The sequence below is a fragment of the Amycolatopsis heterodermiae genome, from assembly GCF_034929455.1.
Classification (GTDB): Bacteria; Actinomycetota; Actinomycetes; order Mycobacteriales; family Pseudonocardiaceae; genus Amycolatopsis; species Amycolatopsis heterodermiae.
Genome location: NZ_JAYFSI010000012.1, coordinates 253,541 through 279,292 on the forward strand (window position 1 = coordinate 253,541; position 25,752 = coordinate 279,292).

Annotated in this window: 21 protein-coding genes; 11 read left to right on the forward strand and 10 right to left on the reverse strand. The window is 71.2% G+C overall.

Going from position 1 to position 25,752, the window contains the following annotated elements; all coding sequences use genetic code 11:
* Positions 1 to 21: 21 nt before the first annotated feature.
* The 3 genes from VA596_RS38855 to VA596_RS38865 all read right to left on the reverse strand — a co-directional run bounded on the left by VA596_RS38855 (position 22) and on the right by VA596_RS38865 (position 4,451).
* The gene (locus VA596_RS38855) at positions 22 to 2,115 is read right to left on the reverse strand and encodes a M4 family metallopeptidase (protein ID WP_323334139.1); all 2,094 of its coding nucleotides are present in this window, start codon (positions 2,113 to 2,115) and stop codon (positions 22 to 24) included.
* A 484-nt stretch (positions 2,116 to 2,599) separates the two neighbouring features.
* Entirely contained in the window at positions 2,600 to 3,760 is a 1,161-nt protein-coding gene (locus VA596_RS38860; protein WP_323334141.1) for a saccharopine dehydrogenase family protein, read from the reverse strand.
* 49 nt (positions 3,761 to 3,809) lie between these two features.
* Positions 3,810 to 4,451, reverse strand: a complete 642-nt coding sequence (locus VA596_RS38865) for a GOLPH3/VPS74 family protein (RefSeq protein ID WP_323334143.1) — start codon at positions 4,449 to 4,451, stop codon at positions 3,810 to 3,812.
* Positions 4,452 to 4,667: 216 nt separating this feature from the next.
* Between VA596_RS38865 and VA596_RS38870 the strand changes: the two genes are divergently transcribed.
* The 5 genes from VA596_RS38870 to hrpA all read left to right on the forward strand — a co-directional run bounded on the left by VA596_RS38870 (position 4,668) and on the right by hrpA (position 12,414).
* Entirely contained in the window at positions 4,668 to 6,134 is a 1,467-nt protein-coding gene (locus VA596_RS38870) for an APC family permease (protein WP_323334145.1), read from the forward strand.
* Positions 6,131 to 6,703: a GNAT family N-acetyltransferase gene (locus tag VA596_RS38875; RefSeq protein WP_323334146.1), complete on the forward strand. Its 573-nt coding sequence runs from the start codon at positions 6,131 to 6,133 to the stop codon at positions 6,701 to 6,703. Before VA596_RS38870 ends, VA596_RS38875 begins: the two co-directional genes overlap by 4 nt.
* A 47-nt stretch (positions 6,704 to 6,750) precedes the next feature.
* The gene (locus VA596_RS38880) at positions 6,751 to 7,914 is read left to right on the forward strand and encodes a lactate 2-monooxygenase (protein ID WP_323334148.1); all 1,164 of its coding nucleotides are present in this window, start codon (positions 6,751 to 6,753) and stop codon (positions 7,912 to 7,914) included.
* Positions 7,915 to 8,029: 115 nt separating this feature from the next.
* On the forward strand, positions 8,030 to 8,380 hold the full coding sequence (locus VA596_RS38885) for a hypothetical protein (protein WP_323334150.1): 351 nt from the start codon (positions 8,030 to 8,032) through the stop codon (positions 8,378 to 8,380).
* 140 nt (positions 8,381 to 8,520) lie between these two features.
* Positions 8,521 to 12,414 (forward strand): ATP-dependent RNA helicase HrpA, encoded by a 3,894-nt coding sequence (gene hrpA / locus VA596_RS38890; RefSeq protein ID WP_323334152.1) that lies wholly within the window; start codon positions 8,521 to 8,523, stop codon positions 12,412 to 12,414.
* Between the two features lie 171 nt (positions 12,415 to 12,585).
* Here the strand turns inward: hrpA and VA596_RS38895 are convergent, their stop codons facing one another.
* Both VA596_RS38895 and VA596_RS38900 read right to left on the reverse strand, forming a co-directional pair.
* Positions 12,586 to 12,984 carry a hypothetical protein gene (locus VA596_RS38895; RefSeq protein WP_323334154.1) on the reverse strand — a complete coding sequence of 133 codons (399 nt, stop codon included), beginning with the start codon at positions 12,982 to 12,984 and terminating at the stop codon, positions 12,586 to 12,588.
* Positions 12,985 to 13,161: 177 nt separating this feature from the next.
* Positions 13,162 to 14,853 (reverse strand): bifunctional 3'-5' exonuclease/DNA polymerase, encoded by a 1,692-nt coding sequence (locus VA596_RS38900; RefSeq protein WP_323334155.1) that lies wholly within the window; start codon positions 14,851 to 14,853, stop codon positions 13,162 to 13,164.
* Between the two features lie 141 nt (positions 14,854 to 14,994).
* Here VA596_RS38900 and VA596_RS38905 point away from each other — a divergent pair, with 141 nt between their 5' ends.
* Positions 14,995 to 16,629 carry an acyl-CoA synthetase gene (locus tag VA596_RS38905; RefSeq protein WP_323334157.1) on the forward strand — a complete coding sequence of 545 codons (1,635 nt, stop codon included), beginning with the start codon at positions 14,995 to 14,997 and terminating at the stop codon, positions 16,627 to 16,629.
* Between the two features lie 3 nt (positions 16,630 to 16,632).
* On the opposite strand, the gene VA596_RS38910 is transcribed toward VA596_RS38905, so the two are convergent.
* Positions 16,633 to 17,574, reverse strand: coding sequence for a hypothetical protein (locus VA596_RS38910; protein WP_323334159.1), 942 nt, complete (start codon positions 17,572 to 17,574; stop codon positions 16,633 to 16,635).
* A 400-nt stretch (positions 17,575 to 17,974) separates the two neighbouring features.
* On the opposite strand from VA596_RS38910, the gene VA596_RS38915 reads away from it, so the two are divergent.
* From VA596_RS38915 to VA596_RS38935, 5 genes are all read left to right on the forward strand, one after another.
* Positions 17,975 to 18,727: an SDR family oxidoreductase gene (locus VA596_RS38915; RefSeq protein WP_323334161.1), complete on the forward strand. Its 753-nt coding sequence runs from the start codon at positions 17,975 to 17,977 to the stop codon at positions 18,725 to 18,727.
* Positions 18,724 to 19,797, forward strand: a complete 1,074-nt coding sequence (locus tag VA596_RS38920) for a phosphotransferase family protein (protein WP_323334162.1) — start codon at positions 18,724 to 18,726, stop codon at positions 19,795 to 19,797. Before VA596_RS38915 ends, VA596_RS38920 begins: the two co-directional genes overlap by 4 nt.
* Positions 19,798 to 20,454 (forward strand): histidine phosphatase family protein, encoded by a 657-nt coding sequence (locus VA596_RS38925; RefSeq protein ID WP_323334163.1) that lies wholly within the window; start codon positions 19,798 to 19,800, stop codon positions 20,452 to 20,454.
* A 10-nt stretch (positions 20,455 to 20,464) separates the two neighbouring features.
* Positions 20,465 to 21,376, forward strand: coding sequence for an SMP-30/gluconolactonase/LRE family protein (locus VA596_RS38930; RefSeq protein WP_323334165.1), 912 nt, complete (start codon positions 20,465 to 20,467; stop codon positions 21,374 to 21,376).
* Positions 21,377 to 21,478: 102 nt separating this feature from the next.
* Positions 21,479 to 21,964: a hypothetical protein gene (locus VA596_RS38935; protein WP_323334166.1), complete on the forward strand. Its 486-nt coding sequence runs from the start codon at positions 21,479 to 21,481 to the stop codon at positions 21,962 to 21,964.
* 7 nt (positions 21,965 to 21,971) lie between these two features.
* Here VA596_RS38935 and VA596_RS38940 read toward each other — a convergent pair whose 3' ends face one another.
* Genes VA596_RS38940 through VA596_RS38955 form a run of 4 tightly spaced genes read right to left on the reverse strand, consistent with a single transcriptional unit; the run spans position 21,972 to position 25,738 of the window.
* A complete protein-coding gene (locus tag VA596_RS38940; protein WP_323334168.1) occupies positions 21,972 to 22,799 on the reverse strand; it encodes an enoyl-CoA hydratase family protein in 828 nt (275 codons plus the stop codon).
* Positions 22,796 to 23,488, reverse strand: a complete 693-nt coding sequence (locus VA596_RS38945; RefSeq protein WP_323334169.1) for an SDR family NAD(P)-dependent oxidoreductase — start codon at positions 23,486 to 23,488, stop codon at positions 22,796 to 22,798. The genes VA596_RS38940 and VA596_RS38945 overlap by 4 nt, the downstream gene beginning before the upstream one ends.
* Complete coding sequence (locus tag VA596_RS38950) at positions 23,485 to 24,993, reverse strand: benzoate-CoA ligase family protein (RefSeq protein WP_323334171.1); 1,509 nt, start codon at positions 24,991 to 24,993, stop codon at positions 23,485 to 23,487. The genes VA596_RS38945 and VA596_RS38950 overlap by 4 nt, the downstream gene beginning before the upstream one ends.
* The gene (locus VA596_RS38955; protein WP_323334172.1) at positions 24,986 to 25,738 is read right to left on the reverse strand and encodes a creatininase family protein; all 753 of its coding nucleotides are present in this window, start codon (positions 25,736 to 25,738) and stop codon (positions 24,986 to 24,988) included. The genes VA596_RS38950 and VA596_RS38955 overlap by 8 nt, the downstream gene beginning before the upstream one ends.
* Between the last annotated feature and the right edge of the window lie 14 nt (positions 25,739 to 25,752).

Genomic DNA, 25,752 nt, shown 5'->3' on the forward strand with positions numbered 1-25,752 from the left:
AGGTGGCAGGCCCCGGCGGGATCAGCTGAGCGTGACAGCGGTGTCGTCCACGACGAACGACGTCTGCAGCGACTGGTCCTCGATCCCGGCGAACTTGAGCGTCACCGTCTGGCCGGCGTAGGACGACAGGTCGATCGTCTTCTGCGCGTAGGCCGCGTTGCGGTCGAGGTTCGAGTACGTCGCCACCGCCGTCGAGCCGGCGGACACGACGAGCTTGTCGTAGACGACGTTCTCGGTCTCGGCGGTCGTCACGCGCAGCCAGAAGGTCAGGCTCGCGTGGCAGCCCGCGGGAATCGCCACCGACTGCGACAGCGTGTCGGTGTGCGTCACGCCCTGGCCGCCGAGCCACGACGCGTAGGTGCCCGAGCGCGCCGGCGCCTGGGTGCCCCATCGGCCGATGGTGGTGTTCGGGTCGGTCCACGACGTCTTGCCCGACTCGAAGCCCGGGTTCAGCAGCTTCTGGCCGGTGCAGTCACCCGTGGGCGGGGTGGTGGTCGTCGTCGGCGGGGTGGTCGTGGTCGTCGGCGGCGTGTCGGTGCACGTCGGGTCGCCCGACTGCGCCGGCACGCTCACCGCGTTCCACGCCGCCTTCACGGTGTTGAACTCGGTGCAGCTGTTGGGGTACAGGTTCTTCGCGGCCTGCAGCGTCCACGTCCGGTAGCGCAGGTAGCTGCTGCCGGACGTCTTGAGCTGGACGGCGCCGTGCATGATGTTGATCGCCTTCTGGATGCCCAGCCCGGTCACGGTGCTGCTGTTGCAGGTGGGGCTGCTCGGCTGCCCGTCGGTCGGGTTGGTGCCCTCGGCCAGCAGGTAGAACCAGTGGTCGCCGGGCCCGGCCGCCTTGTGCACCTCCGCGTTCGGGGTGGAGCTGGAGTAGCAGTTCGGGTCGCCGACCTTCGACGGGTCGTACATGTAGCGGATCGCGCCGGTGCCGACCAGGTTGACCTCTTCGCCGATCGCGTAGTCCGGCGGGTCGTACTGCGACGGCTCGTTCGCGTAGAACTCCGTCGCGGTGCCGAAGGTGTCGGCGATGAACTCCTGCGTGCCGCCGCCGGAGAAGCCGCCGGAGCCGGAGTAGTCGTCGACGCCGTGGCCCATCTCGTGGCCCAGGATGTCGAGCGAGCCGACCCATTCGCCGCTCGGGTTGTGCCCGAGGTTCACGTAGGCCGGGCGCGAGTTGTAGTAGTAAGCGTTTTCGTCGTCGAGGCCGACGCGGATCTTCCACGCGCCGCCGTTGCCGGTGAAGCCGTTGCGGCCCACCCACGCCGAGAGCATCTTCTTCTCGGTCTGCGCGACGAACAGCGCGTCCGCGCAGCCGGTCTCGATGTTCGTGCCGGTGCCGTTGCCCCAGCTGTCGTCCGGTCCGGTGAGGACGGTGTCGCTGCTGTAGTTGCGGCAGTCCAGGTTGGCCGTGTCCGGGTCGGCCATCGAGTACGTGCTGCCGGACTTCGTCGTGTTCAGCGGCAGCGGGGACGGCCCGTTCCACTTGCCGGTGCCGGTGCCCGCGGCGACGTGCTGCACGGTCCGCAGCACCCGGCCGTCCACCGCGTCGACGTAGACGCTCAGGCTGCTCGGCTCACCGTGCTCGTCGGTGCCTTCGACGTTGCTCTCGTAGGCGAGCCGGCCACTGCCGTCGGCGACGACGACCAGCTTCCCGCCGGGCAGGCCCTTCGGCCCGCGGACCTGCTGGGCCGCGACGGCGTCCGCCTGCCGGGCCGACAGCTTGGCGCCGTGGACGTCGAGGTCGCCGAGGGCCTGCTGCTGGGCGACGGACGTGGTCTTCACCGTGCCCGCCGAGTCGGTGGCGATGACCAGGTCGCCGCCGATCACGGGCAGGCCGTCGTAGGTCCGGTCGTAGACGACGTAGGACAGGCCGGACGCGGACCGCACGTCCCGCTGGACGAACTTGTCGTGCGACCCGGCGAACAGCGCGGCCGGGCGGGCCGCGACCAGGCCCGCCGCCGCGTTGGTGGCGTTGGCCTGGGCCTGCGCGGCGGACACGGCGGGCGGTGGCGTGGGGACGGGCTGCGCGGGCGCGGCGACGGCGATGCCGACCACGACCATGCCCGCCGCCGTCGCCCCGCCGAGCGCGGCGAACCGTTGGGGCAGTCTCATGACGCTCCTTGGGAAACTGGGGAAAACTGGGGAAAAGGGAGGTTCCGCGCAGAACCCGCTCGACGCTAATCGCGGGCCGGGAGCGGCAGAAGCTCCATCACACCGCCGGAATTTCACGCCACAGGCGTGTGAAACCGCGTGAAAACTCCGGCCGCGGCACAGATCGCGGCCGGTCGCACCCCTCGTGTGACCCAGTTCATCCCCGGTGCGAGGTGATTTGTCTCATTCATCCCCCGCACGGGGCAAAACGATCTTCAAGCCTGGTCAATTGGGCCATTCGGACCAATGCTCAAGGTGTTACCGCGCAGTAACTCTCCGTTGAGCACACTGGCGAAAGGATTCACCATGGGTATCTCGGACATCGTCTACGCGGCCGCCGACATCGCCTACTTCGCGATCCACAACGTCGGCCACCTGGTCCACCTGCTGGTGGGCTGACCGTGTCCTCAGTGGACTGCCCGCCCCGGCAGTCCACTGAGGATGGTCAGAGCGTCTCGAAGCGGATCCCCGCCTTGGTGAGCCGGTCGAGCAGCGCGTCGCCCATCGCGGCCGCGGTGGTCACCTGGCCGGCCGTCTCCGGAAGGTCGTCGGTCGCCAGGCACAACGCCGACTCCGCCAGCATCTTCGCCGTCTCGTCGTACCCGGGGTCGCCGCCGGACACCTCGGTCACCACGCGCTTGCCGCCACCCTCGCCGACGAACCGCACCGAGAACCACGACCGGGCCCGGCGCTGCGGGCTCGGCCCGTTGCCCGGCGCCAGCAGCCGGGAAAGCGCTCGCCGGGCCGGCGGGACCTGCGCGGCCGCGAACAGCGCGCCGACGCCGACGGCGCCGCCCGCCAGCACCGGCAGGTGCTTGACCGCGGCGAAGTGCCGGTAGGTGAAGTCCGGGCCGTAGCGCTCGACGGCCGTCGCCGACCGGCGGACGACCTCGGGGTCGATCGTCGGCAGCGGCACCGCCCACCAGCCGGGGCCGGCCAGCCGGTGCGGGCGGCCGAGCGGGGCGCGGGAGAACCGGCCCGCCGGTCGCGGCTCGGCGGCGGCGCGTTCGCGAGCGACGCGGGCCCCGGCCGGCAGCCGTCCCATGACGGTCAGTGCGCTGAGGAACGTGCCACCCGACGGCATCCCGCTCGCCCGGACGTAACCGTCGACCCGCAGCGGCACGCCTTCGGGCAGCTGCCGCACGGTGAACCACGCGCCGAGGTCGTGCGGGATCGAGTCGAACCCGCACGAGTGCACCAGCCGCGCGCCGGTCTCGCGGGCGCGGTGGTCGTGCTTGAGGTACATCAGGTCGACGAACTCGGGCTCGCCGGTCAGGTCGACGTAGTCGGTGCCCGCCTCGGCGCACGCCGCCACCAGCGGCTCACCGTGGTCCAGGTACGGCCCGACCGTCGTGATCACGACCTTCGTCGCCTCGGCGACCGCGCGCAAGGACGCCGGGTCGCCGGAGTCCGCGACGAGCAGGTCGAGCGTCGCGAACCGGTCGTCGATCTCCGCGAGCTTCGCCCGCACGGCCTCGAGCTTGCCGCGGTTGCGCCCGGCCAGCGCCCAGCGCAGGTCCGCGGGCGCGTGCCGGGCCAGGTACTCGGCGGTCAAGCCGCCGGTGAAGCCGGTGGCGCCGAACAGGACCACGTCGTGCGCGCGCATGTCTCCTCCAGGGGACGTCGTCGGCGGACGCGCCCAGGTTACCCGCCGGTCACTTCCGGTCGCCGGTGTAGACGACGGCCGCCGCGACGGCCTCCACCCCGGTGATCACGTCGGCGATGCGGCGCGGGAGCGCCTCGTGCGTGTCGGCCATCCACGCCCGCACCTGCGCCCGGCCGAGCTCCGGTTCGCACAGGTCGGAGACGCCCGCGGTCCACGCGAGCAGCGCCAGGCACGCCGAATGCGGGTCGGGCCGGTCGACGCCGAACACCGCCGAGCGGGCCCTGCTCCGCGCGGCCGTCGAGACGAGCAGGTCCGCGGGCGGGTAGCGGTGCGTGCGGCGCAACAGCACCCGATCGGGTGCCCGGCGCACGAGCCCGAGCGAGATCAGGTTGTCGGCGGTGATCGACGGCAGCGTCGCGCGCAGGTGGTCGATCCAGTCGCGGACGCCGTGGGCCGCCGTTTCGGAAAGGATTTCGGAAAAGGCCCGGTCCATGGTCGGAATTCCCGGTAACCGCCGGGTGATCGGGCGGACCTTCCGGTCTTCGACGGTGATCCGGTCGGTGAACAGCAGGTCGCACAACACCGCGCCGGCCAGCCCGATGCCGAGCGACGTCCGGCCGAGCACCGCGCGCCCGGTGAACTCGTCGTGCCCGAGGAAGAAGAACGAATCGACCAAGGTGAGCCGGCGCATGACGGAAATGGGCCCCCTGGGCTGTCGGCGGGAAGGATGCCGAAGATAGCGGTACGTCCTGAAGCGGTTTCCGGCGCCATCGGTGTTTTACCCCGATCGGCCGTACCGCCGCCGGGCCCACTGCCCCTACGCTGTGGACCGCCGCCAAGATCACCAACGGGCGTGGGGAATGCGACCGCCCGGCGGCCAGCGGTTTTTCGATGCGGGGAAAGGTTCATGCGCACGCACACGCCGGAACGGCGCGGCCTCGGCACCCGGCGGCTCGGTGCCGCCCAGATCGTGTTCTTCATCGTCGCGGCGGCGGGTCCGCTGTACGCGGTCGCCGGCGGGGTTTCGGCGACTTACGCTGTGACAGGCAGCATCGGCGTGCCACTTTCGTTCGTGGTGCTGGCTCCGGTGCTCGCGTTGTTCGCCGTCGGTTACGCCGCGATGAGCCGCTACATCACGAACGCCGGCGCGTTCTACCCGTACGTCGCGCACGGGATCGGGAAATCGGCGGGCACCGGCGTCGCGTACGTCACGGTGGTCGCCTACAGCTCGATCCAGCTCGGGATCTACGGCATCTTCGGCCTTTCCGTATCCACGTGGCTCGGCATGCTGTTCGGCGTGAGCGTGCCGTGGTGGCTGATCGCGCTGGTCACGGTGCTGGTCGCCGGCGCGGCCGGAGTGCTGCGCATCGACCTCAACGCGAAGGTGCTCGGTGTCGCGCTGGCCTTGGAAGTCGGGGTGCTGGTGGTGGCCGACGCCGGGATGTTCACGCACCCGGCGGGCGGCCACGTTTCGCTGACCCCGCTTTCGCCGTCGAGCCTGTTCACCACCGGTGTCGGCGCCGTCTTCGCCTTTTCCATCGCGGTTTTCCTCGGTTTCGAAGGCGCCGCGACCTACGGCGAGGAATGCCGCGACCCGAGCCGGACGGTCGGCCGCGCGACGTACACCGCGATCGGCCTGACCGCGGTGCTGTTCGTCGTTTCCGCACTCGGGATGGCGGTCGCGACCGGCCCGGACCACATCGTGGAACGGGCCGCCGCCGAAGGGCCGTCACTGTTATTCGGTCTCGCCGCGGAACAGCTCGGTCCGGTGTTTTCCCACGTGGCCTACGCGTTGTTCCTGACCAGCCAGTGCGCCGCGATGCTGAGTTTCCACAACGCGGTCTCCCGCTACTTCTTCGCGCTCGGCCGGGAAGGGCTGCTGCCCGTCGGGTTCAGCCGCACGAGCAAGCGCACCGGCGCGCCGATCGGCGGCTCCCTGGTCCAGACCACGATCGCGTTCGTCGTCGTGGCGGTGTTCGCGCTGGCCGGCCGCGACCCGTTCACGGACCTGTTCACCTGGACCGGCGTCACCGCCTCGACCGGCGTCACGATCATCATGATCGCGGTTTCGCTGTCCGTGGTCGGCTTCTTCCGGCGGCACCCGGGCGCGGAAACGCCCTGGCGGAGCCGGTTCGCGCCGCTGCTGGCCGCGCTGGCGCTGAGCGTGGTCCTGGTGCTCGTCGTCGCCCACTTCGACGTCCTGCTCGGCCCGGAGGGCGCGAACCCGCTGCTGCGCTGGGGCCTGCCGGGGCTGCTGGTGCTGGCGGGGCTGGTCGGCTTCCTGCGCGCCGAGTCCCTGCGCACCCGGCGCCCGGACGTCTACGCCGGGATCGGCGGTCCGGTCCGCGAAGCCGAGGAGCTGGTGAGCCGATGAGCGACGTCCGGTCCGTTGGTCCGTCCGAAGTGGACGCCGTCGTCGGCGTCCTCGTCGCGGCGTTCCAGGACGACCCGATGAGCCGCTGGATCTTCCCGGGCGACGACCGCCGCCGCACCCGCGCCCACCCGGCGTTCTTCCGCGCGCTCGCCGAGCTCGGCATCGCGACCGGGAGCGTCGACGTGACCGCCGACCACGCGGCCGCGGTGATCTGGACCCCCGCCGGCGGTGACGCCGAGGGCGACTTCCTGATCCCGGGCCTCGACGACGACGAGCTGCACCGGCTGGGTGCCCTGCTCGGCCTGATGGCCGCGCGCGAGCCGCGCGAACCGCACTGGCACGCGCAGTTCATCGGCGTCCTGCCCGGCCGGCAACGGGAAGGCCTCGGCGAGCGGCTGCTCCGGCACGGCCTCGACCGCTACGACGCCGAGGGCGCGTGGACCTACCTCGAAGCCAGCTCGCCGGACAGCGCGCGGCTCTACCGGCGCCTCGGGTTCACCGACCACGGGCCCGCGTTCGCCCCGCCCGGCGGACCGCCGATGCAGCCGATGCGGCGTCTCCCCGGCTGAGCCGTACCGGCGAGTACAGTGCGCGTTCGAACGCGAGGAGGCAGACCGTGACCGAACGCTTCGGCAGCTACCAGAACGAGCTCTACCTGCAGGGACTCGGTGGTCAGCTGCCGCCGTGCTCGACCGACGCGACGAAGCTCGAAGCGTCGGCCCGCGAGGTCATGGCGCCCGGCCCGTTCTCCTACGTCGCGGGCGCGGCCGGCTCCGGCGCGACCGCGCTGGCCAACCGCGAGGCGTTCGACCGCTGGCGCGTCGTGCCGCGGATGCTGACCGGCGCCACCGACCGCGACCTCTCGACCACGGTGCTCGGCACGCGGCTGCCCGCGCCGGTGGCCGTCGCCCCGGTGGGTGTCCAGTCGATCGTGCACCCGGACGCCGAGTCGGCCACGGCCCGCGCCGCCGCCTCGGTCGGCCTGCCGTTCATCCTGTCCACGGCGTCGTCGACCGGCATCGAGGACGTCGCCGAGGCCAGCGGCGACGGCCCGCGCTGGTTCCAGCTGTACTGGCCGGGCGACCCGGACGTCTGCGCGAGCCTGCTGGCCCGGGCGAAGGCGGCCGGTTACACGGCGCTGGTCGTCACGCTCGACACGTGGACGCTGGCCTGGCGGCCGTCCGATCTGGACCAGGCGTACCTGCCGTTCCTCAAGGGCGAGGGGCTGGCCGTCGGGTTCACCGACCCGGTGTTCCGCGGCCTGCTGGAGAAGACACCGGAAGAGGACCCGCCCGCCGCGATCCTGCGCTGGATCGGCCTGATCACCGGCTCCGACCGGACCTGGGACCAGCTGCCGTTCCTGCGCGAGCACTGGGACGGCCCGATCGTGCTCAAGGGCATCCAGCACGTCGGCGACGCGCGCCGCGCGGCCGAGGCCGGGATGGACGGCATCGTCGTGTCCAACCACGGCGGCCGCCAGGTCGACGGCGCGATCGGCGCGCTGGAGGCGTTGCCGGGCATCGTCGCGGCGGTCGGCGACCGGCTGGAGGTGCTGTTCGACTCGGGCGTCCGCACCGGCGCCGACGTCCTCAAGGCGCTCGCGCTGGGCGCCCGCGCGGTGCTGCTGGGCCGCCCGTGGGTCTACGGACTGGCGCACGCGGGCGAGGACGGCGTGCGCCACGTACTGCGGAGCCTGTTGGCCGACTTCGACCTGACGATGGGACTTTCCGGCCACCGCACGCTGGCCGACCTGGGCCCGGACTCGCTCCAGCGGACGTGAGATAACAAATCGGGAATTCCGGGGACAGGGCTCGGACCGGTCGTTATCGTTCGAGTCCCATTGCGGGCCGTCGGGGGCGGCCGGCTCCCGTTTTCCTTGCCCGTTGGGGTTTTCCATGTCTTCCATCATGATGCGGATCGGCATCCTCTTTGCCGTCCTCGGCTTCGGCACCTTCGTCCTCGAGCAGTTCGACATGGAGTTCCGCCTGCTTTCGTGGGCCGACGACATGCAGCCGACGTTCGGGATCGTGCTGGGCCTGGTCGGCGTCGCGCTGATCATCGGCGCGCTGGTGCTCGGCCGGTCCAAGGCCACGCCGCAGCCGCAGCAGCAGTTCGCGCAGCAGCCGCCGGCGCCGGGCTACCCCGGCCAGCCGCAGCAGCAGTACCCGGGCCAGGCCCCGCAGCAGCAGCCGTACGCCCAGCAGCAGTACCCGCAGCAGCCCGGCCAGCCCGGCCAGCCCCGCTGACGCTCCTGGTCCGTGAAGGCCACCTTGAGGGACTCTGAGTCCCTCAAGGTGGCCTTCACGGCGTTTCGGGGTGCCGCCGGTCACGTGGCGGGGATATTCGGGAGCCCGGCTCGTCACGCACGGCTATTCTTGGGCAGAGTATGTCCACACCATCCCCTTTCGAAGCGCTGCGTGCGCGCCTGCCCGAGCTGATGCCGCGCGACGAGCACCGGCTGCGCAGGCGGCTCGACGGTGCCCGCAAGGCCCGCGACCGTGACTCCGCCCTCGCCCGGATCGCCGCCGACGTCGACGCCGCCGAGCTGCGGCTGCTGTCGCGCCGCGAGTGCGTGCCCAAGATCGAATACCCCGAAGAGCTGCCGGTCAGCAGGCTCAAGGACGAGATCGGCGCGGCCATCGCCGCGCACCAGGTCGTGATCGTCGCGGGGGAGACCGGCTCCGGCAAGACCACGCAGCTGCCGAAGATCTGCCTCGAGCTGGGCCGCGGCGTCCGCGGGCAGATCGGGCACACGCAGCCGCGGCGGCTGGCCGCGCGCACGGTCGCCGACCGGATCGCGAGCGAGCTGAAGACCGAGCTGGGCGACACCGTCGGCTACAAGGTGCGGTTCACCGACCAGTCCGGGCAGGACACCCTGGTCAAGCTGATGACCGACGGCATCCTGCTGGCCGAGATCCAGACTGACCGCTCGCTGCGCCAGTACGACACGCTGATCATCGACGAGGCCCACGAGCGCAGCCTCAACATCGACTTCATCCTCGGCTACCTCAAGCAGCTGCTCCCGCGGCGTCCCGACCTCAAGGTGATCATCACCTCGGCGACCATCGACCCGGAGCGCTTCTCGAAGCACTTCGACAACGCGCCGATCGTCGAGGTCTCCGGCCGGACGTACCCGGTCGAGGTGCGCTACCGGCCGCTGGTCGACCCGGAGGACCCCGAAGGCGACGACGAGCGCGACCAGACCCAAGGCATCCTCGAAGCCGTCGAAGAGCTGTGCGCCGAGGGCCCGGGCGACGTCCTCGTGTTCCTCTCCGGCGAGCGCGAGATCCGCGACACCGCCGACGTGCTCAACCGTGCCGACCTGCGCAACACCGAGGTCCTGCCGCTGTACGCGCGGCTGTCGGCGGCCGACCAGCACCGGGTGTTCCAGCAGCACACCGGACGCCGCGTCGTGCTCGCGACCAACGTCGCCGAGACGTCGCTGACCGTGCCGGGCATCAAGTACGTCGTCGACCCGGGCACCGCGCGCATCTCGCGCTACAGCCACCGCACGAAGGTGCAGCGGCTGCCGATCGAGCCGGTCTCGCAGGCGTCGGCGAACCAGCGCAAGGGCCGCTGCGGCCGGACGTCCGACGGCATCTGCATCCGGCTCTACTCCGAAGAGGACTTCGAGGCGCGGCCCGAGTTCACCGACCCGGAGATCCTGCGGACCAACCTGGCCTCGGTCATCCTGCAGATGACGTCGCTGGGACTGGGCGACATCGCGGCGTTCCCGTTCGTCGAGCCGCCGGACCGCCGCCAGGTCACCGACGGCGTCGGCCTGCTGCAGGAGCTGGGCGCGTTCGACAGCGCGGCCGCCGGCAACAGCGACCGCCGGCTCACCGACATCGGCCGCAAGCTCGCGCAGCTGCCGGTCGACCCGCGGATGGGCCGGATGGTGCTGGAGGCCGCGCAGAACGGGTGCGTCCGCGAGGTGATGATCATCGCGGCCGCACTGTCCATCCAGGACCCGCGCGAGCGGCCGTCGGAGAAGCAGCAGCAGGCCGACCAGCAGCACGCGCGGTTCGCGGACCCGACGTCGGACTTCCTGGCCTACCTGAACCTGTGGGAGTACGTCTCCGAGCAGCAGAAGGCGTTGTCCAGCAACCAGTTCCGCCGTCTCTGCCGCAACGAGTACCTCAACCACCTGCGCGTGCGCGAGTGGCAGGACATCTTCAGCCAGCTGCGCCAGCTGGCCAAGCCGCTCGGCATCTCGCTGAACACGAACACGGACGCCGTCGACCCGCAGAAGGTGCACACGTCGCTGATCGCCGGGCTGCTCTCGCACATCGGGCTCAAGGACCCGGCGAAGGGCGACTACCTCGGCGCGCGCGGGGCGCGGTTCGGCGTCTTCCCGGGTTCGGCGTTGTTCAAGAAGCAGCCGCGCTGGGTGATGTCGGCCGAGCTGGTCGAGACGTCCCGGCTGTGGGCGCGGGTCAACGCGCGCATCGAGCCGGAGTGGGTCGAGCCGCTGGCGCAGCACGTCGTCAAGCGCAACTACTCCGAGCCGCACTGGGAACGCAAGCAGGGCGCGGTGATCGCGATCGAGAAGGTGACGCTCTACGGCGTCCCGCTGATCGCCGACCGCCGCGTCAACTACGGCCGGATCGACCCCGAAATGTCGCGGGCGCTGTTCATCCGGCACGCGCTGGTCGAGGGCGACTGGCAGACGCGGCACCACTTCTTCGCCGAGAACCGGGCGCTGCTGGAGGAGGTCGAAGACCTCGAGAACCGCGCGCGGCGCCGCGACATCCTGGTCGACGACCAGACGCTGTACGAGTTCTACGACGCGCGGGTCCCGGCGGACGTGGTGTCGGTGCGGCACTTCGACACGTGGTGGAAGAAGACGCGCCACTCCGACCCCGATCTGCTGTCGTTCGAGAAGTCCATGCTCATCAACGAGTCCGTGGGTGGCGTCCGCGAGGGCGACTACCCCGACTCGTGGACGCAGGGCACGCAGGTCTTCAAGCTGACCTACCAGTTCGAGCCGGGCGCGGACGCGGACGGCGTCACCGTGCACATCCCGCTGCCGGTGCTGAACCAGGTCACCGAGGACGGTTTCGACTGGCAGGTGCCCGGCTTGCGGTCGGAGCTGGTGACGCAGCTGATCAAGTCGCTGCCGAAGGCGTTGCGCCGCAACTTCGTCCCGGCGCCGGACACCGCGAAGTATGTCCTTTCGCGAGTGTCGCCTTCGGACGGTCCGCTGCTGGAGGTGCTCGGCCGCGAGCTGCGGGCGTTGCGCGGTATCACGATTCCGTTCTCCGACTGGGATCTCGCGTCGATTCCGGAGCACCTGAAGGTGACGTTCCGGGTCGTCGACGAGCGCGGTAAGCGCGTGGCCGAGGGCAAGGACATCTCGCTGCTGCAGCTCAAGCTGGCGCCGAAGGTCCGCGAGACCATCTCGAAGGCGGCCAACAGCCTGGAGAAGGCGGGCCTGACGAAGCCGTCGTTCGGTTCCCTGCCCAAGGTTTTCGCTTCGACGCAGCGCGGCCACGACGTCAAGGCGTACCCGGCGCTGGTCGACGAGGGCGCGTCGGTGGCGGTGCGGATGCTGGACACGCCGGCCCAGCAGGAGCACGCGATGTGGGCGGGCACGCGGCGGATGCTGCGGCTGAACCTGAGTTCGCCGATGAAGTTCATCACGCGGTCGCTGACCAACTCGTCGAAGCTGGTGCTGAACCGCAACCCGCACGGAAGTGTCGCGGCGCTGCTGGAGGACTGCGTCGACTGCGCGGTGGACTCCCTGATGGCCGCGGGCGGCGGCCCGGCGTTCGACGAGACGGGCTTCAAGGTGCTGCTGGAGAAGGTCCGGGCAGGCCTGCACCCGGCGGTGCTGGACGTCCTGACCGACGTGGAAAAGATCCTCCGCGCGGCCAACGACGTCGAGGTGGCCTTGCCAGCGACGCGCGGCCCAGCAGAGTCCCTCGCGGACATGCGGTCCCAGCTGTCCGGCCTGGTCTACCCAGGCTTCGTCACAGCGACGGGCGCTTCCCGCCTCCGCAACGTCGTCCGCTACCTGCAGGGCATCTCGCGTCGCCTGGAGAAGCTGACCACCGAGCCGACCCGCGACCTCCAGCGCACAGCGGACATCGCCTGGATCACGGGCGAGTACCGCGAGGCCGTCGCTTCGCTCCCACCCGGCACGTCGTCCCCGGCGTTGGACGAGGTCCGCTGGATGATCGAGGAGCTACGGGTTTCGTTCTTCGCCCAGACCCTGGGCACAGCCCACCCAGTCTCGCTGAAACGCATAACCAAAGCCCTGGACGACGCCCTCGCCTAACCCCGTGTCGTCCACCCAGGTATGCGTGTCGTCCACTCGGGTACGCGTGTCGTCCCTCCAATCACGAGTGATGCCTCCCCAATCACACGTGATGCCCCTTCAATCACGCGAGATACGTTTCTGATCACGCGGGATGCGCCTCCAGCCGCGCGAGATCGGTCTCTGGCTACGTCATTTGGCGATCAAGGTCGCCGTGGCCACACAGGCGGAAAGCATTCCGGCGAAGGCGGAGAAGGTTGCCGCCTGCCCGCCGACACCGCTGAACACCCGTCGTCCCAGCTTGCCCCAATACTGCTGCCGGACAGCCATCTTGAGTTTCTGCCACTTGTGTTGCCGGAAGTGGCAGCCGAGGAGGAGGCCGTAGGCGTTGTTGCGGCACAGTCCACCGTCGCGGTTTTCGGCGCAACACCACATCGGCGCCTGAAACAGGCTGTAGAGCACCACGAAACCGGAAAGTGCGGCGATCACGCCGGGGCCGATCGACGGCAGGAACCACAGCCAGATCACCGCGGCCAGGAGCAGATACCCCCACAAACTTCCCAGCAGCCTTCTGGTTGATTTCTTCGCCATATGCACCGAACGTAGTCAGGGGAGTTCGGTGCGCGATAGGGCTGGCTGGTTGATGTATGACCACCCGGTGGGAGTCGCGCGTTCACTGGCTGCGCATTTCGCTGCGCCGACCGGAGGGTTTCGCCGTACTCCTTGTGGTCTCTGATTTCTGAGGCATCTCGTGTGGCTGAAGGTGCGTTACTTGGCGTCGGCGTAGTTGTCGACCGGGGCGATGTGCATCGGGAAGCGGACTGGGCAAGCCTCGCCGAACAGCATTGTTGCCGCCTCCGTGATGCTGTCCATGATCGCCGACGAGACCACCGAGGCCAGCTCGGCCGGCGTGTGGACGATCACCTCGTCGTGCTGGAAGAAGACCAGGTGGGCGGGGGACGGCAGGCGGCGGCGCAGCGTCGCGAGCATCACCGCCGTCATGTCCGCCGCGCTCGCCTGGACGACGAAGTTGCGCGTGAAACGGCCCCAGCCGCGTGACGCGCGGCGGGCCTTCAGCTCCGCCGCCTCGTCCGACGCCAAGCCACCCGTCAGGGCCCGCCAGGCCGCGGAAGGGGCGGGGGACGTGCGGCCGAGACGGGACCGGACGCGCTCGCCGCGCTCGCCCGCCTGGGCCGCGTGCTCCACATAGGACACCGCGTCCGGGAACCGCTGGCGCAGCAACGCCAGCAGCGGCCCCGCTTCGCCGGACGTGCCGCCGTACATCGCCGACAGCATCGCGATCTTCGCGCGCGCCCGGTCGTCACGGTCGTCGTCCGGGGACAACGGGACCCAGCGGGCGCCCGAGAACAGCGCTTCGCCGAGACGCGCGTACAGGTCCGTCGCCGCCGCGACGTCGGCCAGCCGGCGGTCGCCCGACAACGCCGTCAGCACCCGGGGCTCCAGCTGGGCGGCGTCGGCCACCACCAGCTTCCAGCCCGGGTCCGCGCGCACGCACGTGCGCAGCACCTTCGGAATCTGCAACGCTCCGCCGCCGCGGCTGGCCCACCGCCCGGACACGACGCCGCCGACGACGTAGTGCGGGCGGAACCGGCCGTCGGCGACCCACTCGTCGAGCCACGTCCAGCCGTTCGCCGTGTACAGCCGCGACAGCTCCTTGTACTCCAGCAGCGGTCCGACCGCCGGGTGGTCGATGCCCTTGAGGAAGTACTTCCGCGCCGACGGCACCTCGATCCCCACACGGGCCAGCGCCCGGACGACGCTCGGCGGCGAGTCCGGGTTCACCGCCCGCCCGCCGAACGCCTCGGTGATCTTCGCCGCCAGCTCCACCAGCACCTTCGGCCGCTCGCCGGCCCGCACCCGCGGCCCGAGCCGCGCGGTCAGCAGCTCCTCGTGCAGGTCCGCACGCCAGGGCAAGCCGTCGGCCGACATCTCCGCGGCGGCCAGCGCGCTCGCCGACTCCGCGGCCAGCAGCAGCCGGAACCGGTCCGGGTACTCGGTCGCCGCGGTCCGCCGCTCCTGCTCGGCGAGCACGCGCTGCACCGCCGTGACGACCGTCACTCCGTCGGGCAACGTCGGCGTCCGCGTGTCGAACAGCGTCGGCTGCGCCAGCTCGACGTCCGCCGAATCCGACGGCGGTTCCTCCCCGTTCGCCCTGGCCCAGGCCGCGCGCAGGCTCCGCGACTGCCCCTCCTGCCCCGCGTGCGCCAGCAGCAGCCCCTCCGCCAGCGCGAGGTCGTGACAGCGCCGCACCCGCACCCCGGCCGCCACCAGCACCGGGTAGGTGCCCTCGACCGACGGGAACACCCACCGCGGCCCGAGCGAGCCCTCCAGCTCCCGGGCCAGCTTCGCGAATCCCGCCTCGTCGAGACCGGTCACGGTCGAGGACGGCGCACGCACGGTGAAGCTCCCGTCCTCCTCCCGCCCGGCGATCACCTGCACGAACACAGTGTGCCGTCCACCACCGACAGTTTCCGCGGGAGCACGTCTGGTGCGGCGGCGGCGGGCTTGGTTTACTGTCGAGTAGCCCCCATACCGCCGGTACGGAGGGGGCGCTCTTCCCGCAGCAACGGAGGTGCCTGGATGAGCCTGGTCGCGCTCGCCACGCAAGTGGCGGACAAGGTGGCCGAGACGGCGCGCAGTGTCGACGTGATGAGGCGGGCCGGGCTGGTGCCCTTCCCCCGCGTCGACGAAGGCCTCCGGTCGCTGGTCGCGATCCGCAAGTACGGGCCGTTCGCCGGCGCCAACCACATCTCCGCGCGCCGCGACCCGACCGCCGTCGGCATCGTCGACGAGGTCGGCCCGCTCACCTACAAGCAGCTCGACGACCAGTCGAACGCGCTGGCCCGGGCCTGGTCGGAGCGCGGGGTCAAGCCCGGCCAGGTCGTCGCCGCGCTGTGCCGCGACCACCGCGGCCTGGTGCTGACGATGGCCGCGGCCGGCAAGCTCGGCGTCCGCCTGCTGCTGATGAACACCGGCTTCGCGAAGCCGCAGCTGGCCGACGTCGCGAAGCGCGAGAACGTCACCGCGCTCGTGTACGACCAGGAGTTCACCGGCCTGCTCGACGCCATCCCCGAAAACGTCGACCGCTACCTCGCCTGGGTCGACGACGACAGCGACCTGTCCGACCGGGACGTCCCGGTGCTCGCCGAGATCATCGCCAGCACCGACGACCGGCCGTGGCCCGCGCCGGCCAAGCCGGGCGGGTTCGTACTGCTGACCAGCGGCACCACCGGCACGCCGAAGGGCGCGCCGCGGCCGCACACCTCCGCGCTGGCGTCCGCGCAGTTCCTCGACCGGATCCCGTTGCGCGCCAACGAAGCCACGTACATGGGCGCGCCGCTGTTCCACGGCACCGGGCTGTCGCAGTTCATCCTGTCCTTCGCGCTCGGCTCGACGGTCGTGATGCGCCGCAAGTTCAGCCCCGAGGAGACGCTGCGCGGGGTGGCCGAGCACAAGTGCACCGCGCTGGTGCTCGTGCCGACCATGCTGCAGCGCATCGTCGACCTGCCGAAGGACGTCCTCGGCAAGTACGACACGTCGTCGCTGCGGATCATCTTCGTCGCCGGCTCGGCGCTGTCGCCGGACCTCGGCAACCGCGCCAACGAGGCGTTCGGGCCGGTCGTGCACAACCTGTACGGCTCGACCGAGGTCGCCGTGGCCACCGTCGCGACGCCCGAGGACTGGGTGCGGGCGCCCGGCACGGTCGGCCGCGCGCCGGTCGGCTGCAAAGTCGCGCTGTACGACGCAAAGGGCGGCCGGATCACCGAGCCGCACGTGACCGGCCGGGTGTTCGTCGGCAGCGGGCTCAGCTTCGGCGGCTACACCGACGGCCGCCACAAGGAGATCATCGACGGCCTGCTCTCCAGCGGCGACGTCGGCCACTTCGACGAGGACGGCCTGCTGTTCATCGACGGCCGCGACGACGAGATGATCGTCTCCGGCGGCGAGAACGTGTTCCCGATCGAGGTGGAGAACCTCCTGGTCGAGCGCGAGGACGTCCTGGAGGCCGCGGTGATCGGCGTCGAGGACCCGGAGTTCGGCCAGCGGCTCAAGGCGTTCGTCGTCCTGGCCGACGGCGCGGACCTCGACGTCGACGCCGTCCGCGACTACGTCAAGGCGAACCTGGCGCGCTACAAGGTGCCCCGCGACGTCGAGTTCCTGGACGAGCTGCCCCGCAACGCGACCGGGAAGGTGTTGCGCACCAAGCTGTCCTGAGGCTCAGTCCCAGTCGATCCCGAAGACGCCGGGCCCGAAGTCCAGGGCCACGGCGTGGACGCCGTCGCCGCCGTCGAGCTTGAGACGGCGGCGGGTGAGCGTGCCGCCGCTGCCGTGGTGCGCGTACTGCCAGCAGCGGTCCGGCGCGGTGCCCGGCGCGAACCGGACCTCCAGCAGGTATTCGCGCACCGGGCGGCGGAACTCGCGGTAGTGGGTGTTGCGGCACTCCGGGTACGGCGGCCCGCTGTTGGTCAGCGTGTACTCGATCAGGTGCGTCTCACCGCGGTTGATCGGCTGGTCGAAGACGAGTTCGGCGACGACGAGGCCGTGCGCCTCGTCGACCTCGGCCCGGCCGATCCGGCAGTTGCGCACCGCGTGCAGCTCCGGCGGGCCGGCGGCGGGGTCGTCCTGGGTGTAGACGAGCAGCCACCGGTCCTGGCCGTCGGAACCGGCCTGGAACACCGCGCGGGCGGTCACCGAGCGCTGGCCGCCGTCCTCGGCGATCTCGCACAGGTCGTGCAGCCCCACCAGCTTCAGCGGGTGCTGGCGCTCGAGGGCGTTCGGCGCGCCCACCTTGTCGAGCAGCGGCTGCAGCACCTCGCGGGGGAACGACATCGGCTCGCCGCCGGCCTGTCGCTTCCCGGCGCCACCACGGGGGCGGGGCGGGGGCAGGAGGCCGAGCAGGGACCCGGCGGGGACGTCGAGGATCTCTTCGAGGGTGCGGACGGCCGACAGGGAGCTCTGCCGCTCCGGCTGCCGCTTGCCGGACTGCCAATAACTCAGGGCGGTGACGCTGACGACGACGCCGCGGGCCCGCAGCCGGGCCTGGATCCGGTCGAGCGACAGCCCGCTGGTGGCGATGGCGGCGCGCAGCTGGGTGGCGAACGCGGTGCGTTCACCCTCCTGGTCGCCACTCACCACGTGGTCCGCCGTACTGCCCGCCATTGCCGATCCGACCCGCCCCCGCCGTCTCCCGACGCTCCCCGACACGGAGCACGTTAGCAGGATTCCCGGCCCGCTCCGCCCTCTCGTCGTGCCCCTCTTCACCGAGGGTGCCGATCTCTCCGCACGCGCGTCCACTCGGGCGAACGGGCTAGTACTGGCAACTGTGAACCATTGCCCCGGCCTGGACGGACGCGCTTGTATGACCTTGCCTGCGCCGACGGTCCGGCCTCCCCCTCACGGGCCGTCCGGGTGCGGGAAACCGGCCGCGAGAGCGGTTCCGGCTCCGGTCTGCCCGGCCGCGTTGTGCGACCGGCCGGGATGGCCGCGCGATGACCGGTGGCCCGGCGACGCCCCCAGCGCCGGGCCACCGGTCTTATTACCTACGGGTAGCATCCCCGTCATGACGCTCCGCAAGAACATCCTGATCACGGGCGCGAGCAGCGGCTTGGGCGAAGGCATGGCCAGGCAGTTCGCGGCGAAGGGACGCAACCTGGCGCTGTGCGCCCGGCGCACGGAGCGGCTCGAGACGCTGGCCGCCGAGCTCACCGCGGCCCACCCCGGGATCAAGGTCGTCACCCGCAAGCTCGACGTCACCGACCACGACAGCGTGTTCACCGTCTTCGAGGAGTTCCGCGCCGAGCTGGGGTCCCTCGACCGGGTGATTGTGAACGCCGGGCTCGGGAAGGGGCAGCCGGTCGGCAAGGGCCGGTTCGACGCCAACCGCCAGACCCTCGAAGTCAACTTCGTCGCGGCCGCCGCGCAGATCGAGGCGGCCGCCGGGATCTTCCGCGAGCAGGGCTCCGGGCACATCGCCGTCGTCTCGTCGTTCAGCGCGATCCGCGGCCTGCCGGGCAACCTCACCGCGTACGCCGCCTCGAAGGCGGGCATCTCGGCGTTCGTCGACGGCACCCGCGCCGAGCTGAGCCGCAAGGGCATCAAGGTCACCGACATCCGGCCGGGCTACATCGAGTCCGAGATGAACGACCGGATCGGCCGGAACCCGTTGCTGGCCAAGGCCGAGAGCGGGGCCCGCGCACTGGTCAAGGCGGTCGAGAAGGAAGGCGCGCGGGCCTACGTCCCGGCGTGGCCGTGGGTGCCCCTGAGCCTCGCCATGCGCGTGGTGCCGGTCTGGATCCTGCGGAAGTTCGCATGAGCATCAACAACGCCGACGGCACGGTCGACGTCCGCGCCGAGGACGCCTTCGACGCCGCCGCGGTGCACGAGTGGCTGGCGGCCCGCGTCGAAGGCCTCGGCACCGAGCCGCCGCGGGTCCGGCAGTTCCCCGGTGGCGCGTCGAACCTGACGTACCTGCTGACCTACCCCGACCGCGAGCTGATCCTGCGCCGCCCGCCGGCCGGGCACAAAGCCGCGTCGGCGCACGACATGCGGCGCGAGTACCGCGTGCAGCACGCCCTCAGGCCGGTGTTCCCGTACGTGCCGAAGATGCTCGCCTTCGGCGACGACCCGGCGGTGCTCGGCGGCGACTTCTACGTCATGGAGAAGCTCGACGGCCTGATCCTGCGCGGCAACCTCCCCGACGGCATGACGCTGGCGCCGGAGCAGGCGCGCGAGCTGTCCGGCAAGGTCGTCGACCGGCTGGTCGACCTGCACGCCGTCGACGTCGAACGCGCCGGGCTGAGCGACCTCGGCAAGGGCGCGGGGTACGTCGAGCGGCAGATCCGCGGCTGGTCGGACCGGTTCACCGCGGCGCGCACGGACAACGTCGGCGACTTCGCCGAGGTGCGCGAATGGCTCGCTGCGAACCAGCCTCCCGAGGTCAAGATCTGCCTGATCCACAACGACTACCGGCTCGACAACCTGGTGCTCGACGGGCCGTCGACGTTGAACATCATCGGTGTCCTCGACTGGGAGATGGCGACGCTCGGCGACCCGCTGATGGAGCTGGGCAGCATGCTGGCCTACTGGGTGGAGGCCGGCGACGACGACGTCATGCAGGCCAGCCGCCGCCAGCCGACGCACCTGCCGGGCGTCTTCACCCGCGAGGAGTTCGTCGCGCGCTACGCCGAGAAGACCGGGCTCGCGATCGGCGACTGGCGGTTCTACGAGGTCTACGGCCTGTTCCGGCTCGCCGCGGTGCTGCAGCAGCTCTACCGGCGCTACCACGACGGCGCCACGCGCAACCCGGCGTTCAAGGACTTCTGGCAGTTCGTCGGCTACCTCGACTGGCGCTGCCGCGAGATCATCGCGAAGGGGAGGGTGTAGGTGGGCGCGATCTACCTGGTCCGGCACGGGCAGGCGTCGTTCGGCGCGGCGGACTACGACGCCCTGTCCCCGCGTGGCTTCGAACAGTCCACTGTGGTCGGTGCGGAACTGCTGCGGCGCAACGTCTCCTTCAGCCAGGTCCGGTCGGGCACGCTCGCCCGGCAGCGGGACACCGCGGCGACGGCGTTGAAGGCGCTCGGCACCGACGTCCCGGTGGTCGAGGACCCGCGCTGGAACGAGTACGACCACGTCGACATCGGCCTGCACCACGCGGGCGGCGCGCCGCAGGAGGATTCGCGCGCCTACCAGGGGGTGCTGGACCGCGCGCTGACGTCGTGGATCGAGGCCGGCTCCGCGGGGCCGTGCGCCGAGACGTGGCCGGCGTTCCTCGCGCGCTGCCGCGGCGCGCTGGCGGACCTGGTGGCGGCGCTGGGCAAGGGGGAGCACGCGGTCGTGTTCACCTCCGGCGGTGTCATCGCCACCGTCTGCGGTGCGTTGCTGGGGACGCCGGAAGCCGGCCTGCTCAAGCTCAACCGCGTCACGGTCAACGGCGGGATCACCAAGCTGGTGTCCGGGCGCGGTGGTGTCACGATGCTGTCGTTCAACGAGCACCCGCACTTCGAGGCCGACGCGGCCCCGCTGCTCACCTACCGGTAGGAGACGTCCGATGCGGTTCGGTCCAGTCACGCTCATCGAGATCGGCGGCCACGGCCCGGAGGACGTCGTCCTCGACGGCGAGGGCCGGATCTACACCGGCGTTGACGACGGCCGCATCCTGCGGCACACCGCGGACGGCCGCGGCGCCGAGACCATCGCCGACACGGGCGGCCGTCCGCTGGGCCTGGAGCTGTACGGCGACGACGAGCTGCTGATCTGCGACGCGAAGACCGGGCTGCTGGTGGTGCCGCTGGCCGGCGGCACGCCGAAGACCCTGGCGACGTCGGCGCTGGGCCTGGACTTCGTGTTCTGCAACAACGCCGCGGTGGCCGCGGACGGGACGGTCTACTTCACGGACTCGTCACGCCGCTTCGGCATCGACAACTGGCGTGACGACCTGATCGAGCAGACCGCGGGCGGCCGCCTGCTGCGCCGCACCCCGGACGGCGCGATCGACCTGGTCCTCGACGGCCTCCAGTTCGCCAACGGCGTCGCGCTGGCCCCGGACGAGTCGTTCGTGGCGGTCGCGGAGACGGGCGCCTGCCGGGTGACGCGCGTCTGGCTGGGAGACGGCCGCTCCGACGTCCTGGTCGACGCCCTGCCGGGCTTCCCGGACAACATCTCGACCGGCACGGACGGCCTGATCTGGATCACGCAGGCGTCCCCGCGCGTGGCGGCGTTGGACGTGGTGCGCCGCCTCCCGGCTTTCGCGCGCGCGGGCGTCCGCGCGCTGCCGACGTGGCTGCAGCCCCGCCCGGGCCGCGAGGTGGGCGTGCTGGGCGTCGCGGCGGACGGCAAGGTGGAGCGCGAGCTGCGCGGCACGATCGACGGCTTCCACATGCTGGTGGGCGTCCGCGAGTGGCGCGGTCAGCTGTACTTCGGCTCGCTGGAGGGGTCGAAGGTCGCGGTGACCCGGGTTTAGTGCGCTCTGGCTGAAGGGCTGTGCATGCACGCGCAACGACAGCACCGGAACGCGCGAGCAGAGTCACTCGGGTAGTCGAAAACCGACCCGAGGGGAACTCTCATGAAGCGTCTGTTCAGCCGCGTTTGTCTCGTACTGGGCCTGGCCCTGACCACCGCCGCCGTCGCCGTTCCCGTGGCCGACGCCGGCCCGGCTTCGGCCGCCGCCTGCCCGGCGAAGGGGACCCGGTTCGTGACGGGCACCGGACCCACGGTCTACCTGGTCGGCCCGAGCCATGATCCGTCCGTCTCCCGCCTGTACGTGATCCCGGACCCGGCCACCTACCGCGCGCTGTGGGGCGACGGATGGGAGGGGATCGTGACCCTGCCGAACGTGCTGAACTGCTGGAGCCGCAGCTATTCGTTGTCCGGCGCGTACCTCACCCGGGTCATCGGCACCGAAGCCGTCTTCATCTGGGACGGCAACGAAGGGTTCCGGCACATCGTGAACTGGGACACCTTCGCCAACCGGTACCGCTTCAGCGCGGCGATGATCGGCTGGGCTTCGCAAGGCACCATCGACGGCGCCCGGGGTCCCGACTGGACCTGAGTCACCGTCAGCGGCCGGTCCACCGGGGTTCGCGCCCGGCGGACCAGGCCGCGTAGAACTCCTTGTGGTCCTTCGCCGTCATCAGCAACGCCTGGGTCATCGCTTCCAGCTCGATCGCGCTGCCCAGGTCCATGTCCAGTTCGCGGGTCAGCAGCACCTTGGTCGTCGCGTACGCCAGGGCCGGTCCGTCCGCCAGGCGGCGGGCCAAGGCGGTGGCCGCGGCGGGGAGTTCGGAGTCGGGAACCACCTGCGTGGCCAGGCCGATTTCCGACGCCCGTGCCGAGGACACCTTGTCGCCCAGGATCAGCAGCTCCGTCGCGCGGCCCAGGCCGACCAGGCGCGGCAGGAGGTACGCCGAGCCCATGTCCGCGCCCGCCAAGCCCACCTTCGTGAACAGGAACGCGAACTTCGCCGACTCCGCCAGCAGCCGGAAGTCGCTCGCCAGGGCGATCACCGAACCCGCGCCCGCCGCGACGCCGTTGACCGCCGCGATCACCGGCAGCGGGCACTCGCGCAGCGCCTTCACCACCGCGCCCGTCATGCGGGTGAACTCCAGCAGCTCCGCCGTCTCGAACTTCTGCAGCTCGCCGATGATCTCCTCGACGTCGCCGCCGGAGCAGAACCCGCGCCCGCGCCCGGTGATCACCAGCACCCGCACGTCCTCGTGCTGCGGCAGCTCGGTGATCAGGTCGCGCAGGTCGGCGTAGACGTCGAACGTCAGCGCGTTCAGCTTCTCGGGCCGGTCGAGGGTCACGGTGGCGACGCCGTCGTCCACGGTGAACTCGAAGTGCTCCCACTCCTTCGTGAGCGGTGCGGTCGCGCGGAACGGGCTCATAGCTGGATTCCTCCGCCGTCGAGTACGAGGGTCTGGCCGTTGATCGCGGCGGCCTCGGGGGCCGCCAGGAAGGACACCGCGAACGCCACTTCGCCCGGTTCCAGCAGTCTGCCGAGCGGGGACGCCGACGCCAAAGCGGCTTCTGCCTCCGAAGAGGCACGTCCGGTGCGCTCCTGGATCCGCGCGACTGACGTCGCGGTCATGTCGGTGCGGACGAACGCCGGGCACACCGCGTTCGCCGTGACGCCGGTGCCGGCCAGCTCCGCCGCGACCGCCCGCATCAGCCCGGCCGCCGCGTGCTTCGACGCCGTGTAGCCGGCGGTGTAGCGGTAGCCGACGTGCGAGGCGGTCGACGCCACCGTGACGATCCGGCCGCTGTCCCGCGAGCGCATCCCCGGCAGCACAGCGCGGGTGCACAGGAAAGCCCCGGTCGCGTTGACGTCGATCTGCTGTCGCCACTCGTCCAAAGTGGTCCGGGAAACCGGTGCGCTGGACGAGATCCCGGCGTTGTTGACCAGCACGTCCACCGGTCCCGCCGCCGCGAAGTACTCCGAGACGGCGTTCTCGTCGGTGACGTCGCATTCGGCGCGCCCCGGCGCGAGCACCTCGTCACCCGCGTCGCGGAACCGCGCGGCGATCGCCGCGCCGATGCCGCGCGTGCCGCCGGTGACCACGACCAGGCGGCTCACGGGCGGGCCGCCAGCGCGCGCCGGTCGAGCTTGCCGTTGGCGGTGCGGGGGAGTTCGGTCACGAAGACCACCTCACGGGGGTATTTGTGCTTGGCCAGGTGGGCTTTCGCGTGGTCCTTCAGCTCATCCGCGCCCACCGACGCGCCGGGCCGCAGCACGACGTACGCGCGCGGCAGCACCAATCCGTCGACCTCGTGGCCGACGACCGCGCAGTCCAGCACGGCTACGTGGACGAGCAGGCAGTCCTCGATCTCGCCGGGCGCGACGAACACGCCGCCGACCTTGAGCAGCGCGTCGGCCCGCCCGTGGTGCCTGAAGAACCCTTCGGACCGGCTGAACAGGTCACCGGACGTCAGCGTGTCGCCGTCGAACGTCTTCGCGGACTTCTCGGCGTCGCCGTGGTACTCCAGCGCGATCGTCGGCCCGGTCACCCGCAGCGGCCCGATTTCGCCGTCGGGCAACGGATTCCCGAGTTCGTCGACGACCTGCGCGGTGTAGCCGGGCACCTCGGTGCCGAGCGTCCCGACCTGAGCCGCGCCCGGCCGGTTCGACAGGTAGATGTGGTACGCCTCGGACGACCCGATGCCGTCGACCACCGGCACCCCGAACGCCGCGTCCCACCTGCGGTGCAGCTCCGCGGGCAGCGCCTCACCCGCCGACGTCGTCATCCGCAGGCAGCTCAGGTCCTGCTCCGCCGCGGCCGGGTGCGCGATCATCGCGCTCATCATGGTCGGCACGTTCACCAGCACCGTCGGCCGGTGGCGGGCGATCAGCTCGAAGATCAGGTCGGCCGTGCTGCGCTCGGGGAACGCGATCCCGGCCGCGCCGACGCCGAACGGGAACAGCGCCACCAGGTCACGCGCGTACCCGAAGAACAGCTTGGGCACGGCGAGAATCCGGTCGTCCTCACGCAGCCCGAGCACCTGGACGGCGTACCGCTCGAAGCTCTCGAACGGGCTGCGCAGGGTGTGCACGCACGCCTTGGGTGCGCCGGTGCTGCCGGTGGTGAACTTCCAGATCCCGACGTCGTCCAGGGTGGTCGGCGCGGCTTCCAGCTCATCGGGCGCGGCGTCGACAAGTGTCCGAAAGGGACGCTCACCCGGGAGCAGCTCGCTCTCCGGCACCCCGGTGACGAGCAGGTTCCGGGCCCCCGCCTCGCGAAGGGCGGGCAGCGTGACGGCGTCCGCGACCACCGCGACGGCCTCGGTGTAGCCGAGGTAGTACGCGTAGTCCTTGGGCTGCAGGAACGGGTAGACCTCGGCGGTGACCGCGCCGATCTTCTGCGCGCCGTACCAGGTGGCGACGAACTCCTCGCCGTCGCTCAGCGCGAGCAGCACCCGCTGTCCACTTCGGACACCGGCGTCGCGCAGCACGTGCCCGACCTGGTTGACCAGCTTCGCCAGCGACGCATAGCTCACTTCCCGCGAGCCGACGACCAACGCGGTCCGGTCCGTGGCGGCGTGCCGGTCGACGAAGTAGGACGCGAGGTTGAACGGCTCAGGCACGGGCCAGCTCCCGGATCGCTTCCACCAGCAGGTCGGTCAGGACCGAGAACGTCTCCTCGCCTTCCGCGGCCGTCGCTTCGGCGGGCTTGCCGCAGTACGCGTCGGACATCCCCATCTCGAGGAAGCCGCCGTCCTCGGGGGCCGACGCCAGGCTGACCGGCACGTGCGGCAGCTCCCGCATGACGACCTGGTCGACAAGCTCCGGCCGGTCGGCCAGCACCAGCGACGTCTCGTACCGCCCGGCGTGACACTCGCCCGACCGGAACTCCTCGGTGAGTCGCTGGGCGTGCCGCCGCCGGACCAGGTCCAGCAGCGCGACGTGCCCGTCGTAGGCGAAGTTGAGCGTCTCGACCGCGCGCCGCAGCGTGACCAGGTGCGCGGGCTCGAAGTGGTTGTTCACCAGCAGGATCCGGGGTAGTCGCTGGCCGATCAGCGCGGAGCCGACGTCCACGAGCAGTGCGTGCAGCGTCTCCTCGCCGATGTGGATGCCGCCGGCGAACCCGGCCGCGAACCGCGTCACGCCGTACGGGATCTCGGGGAGGATCAGCACCCGGACGTCGTCGTCGGCGGCCAGCCGGGACGCCGCGCGCTCGCACATCCCGCGCGAGATCAGCGGGTCGGTCGCCAGCGGCGCGTGCGGGCCGTGCGGCTCGACCGCGCCCAGCGGGAGCAGCAGCACCGGGACACGCGGGCCGTCCGGAAGGGCGCCGACCTGCCGCGAGCTGAGGTCCGCGAAGTACGTCACGCAAATCAAGCTAC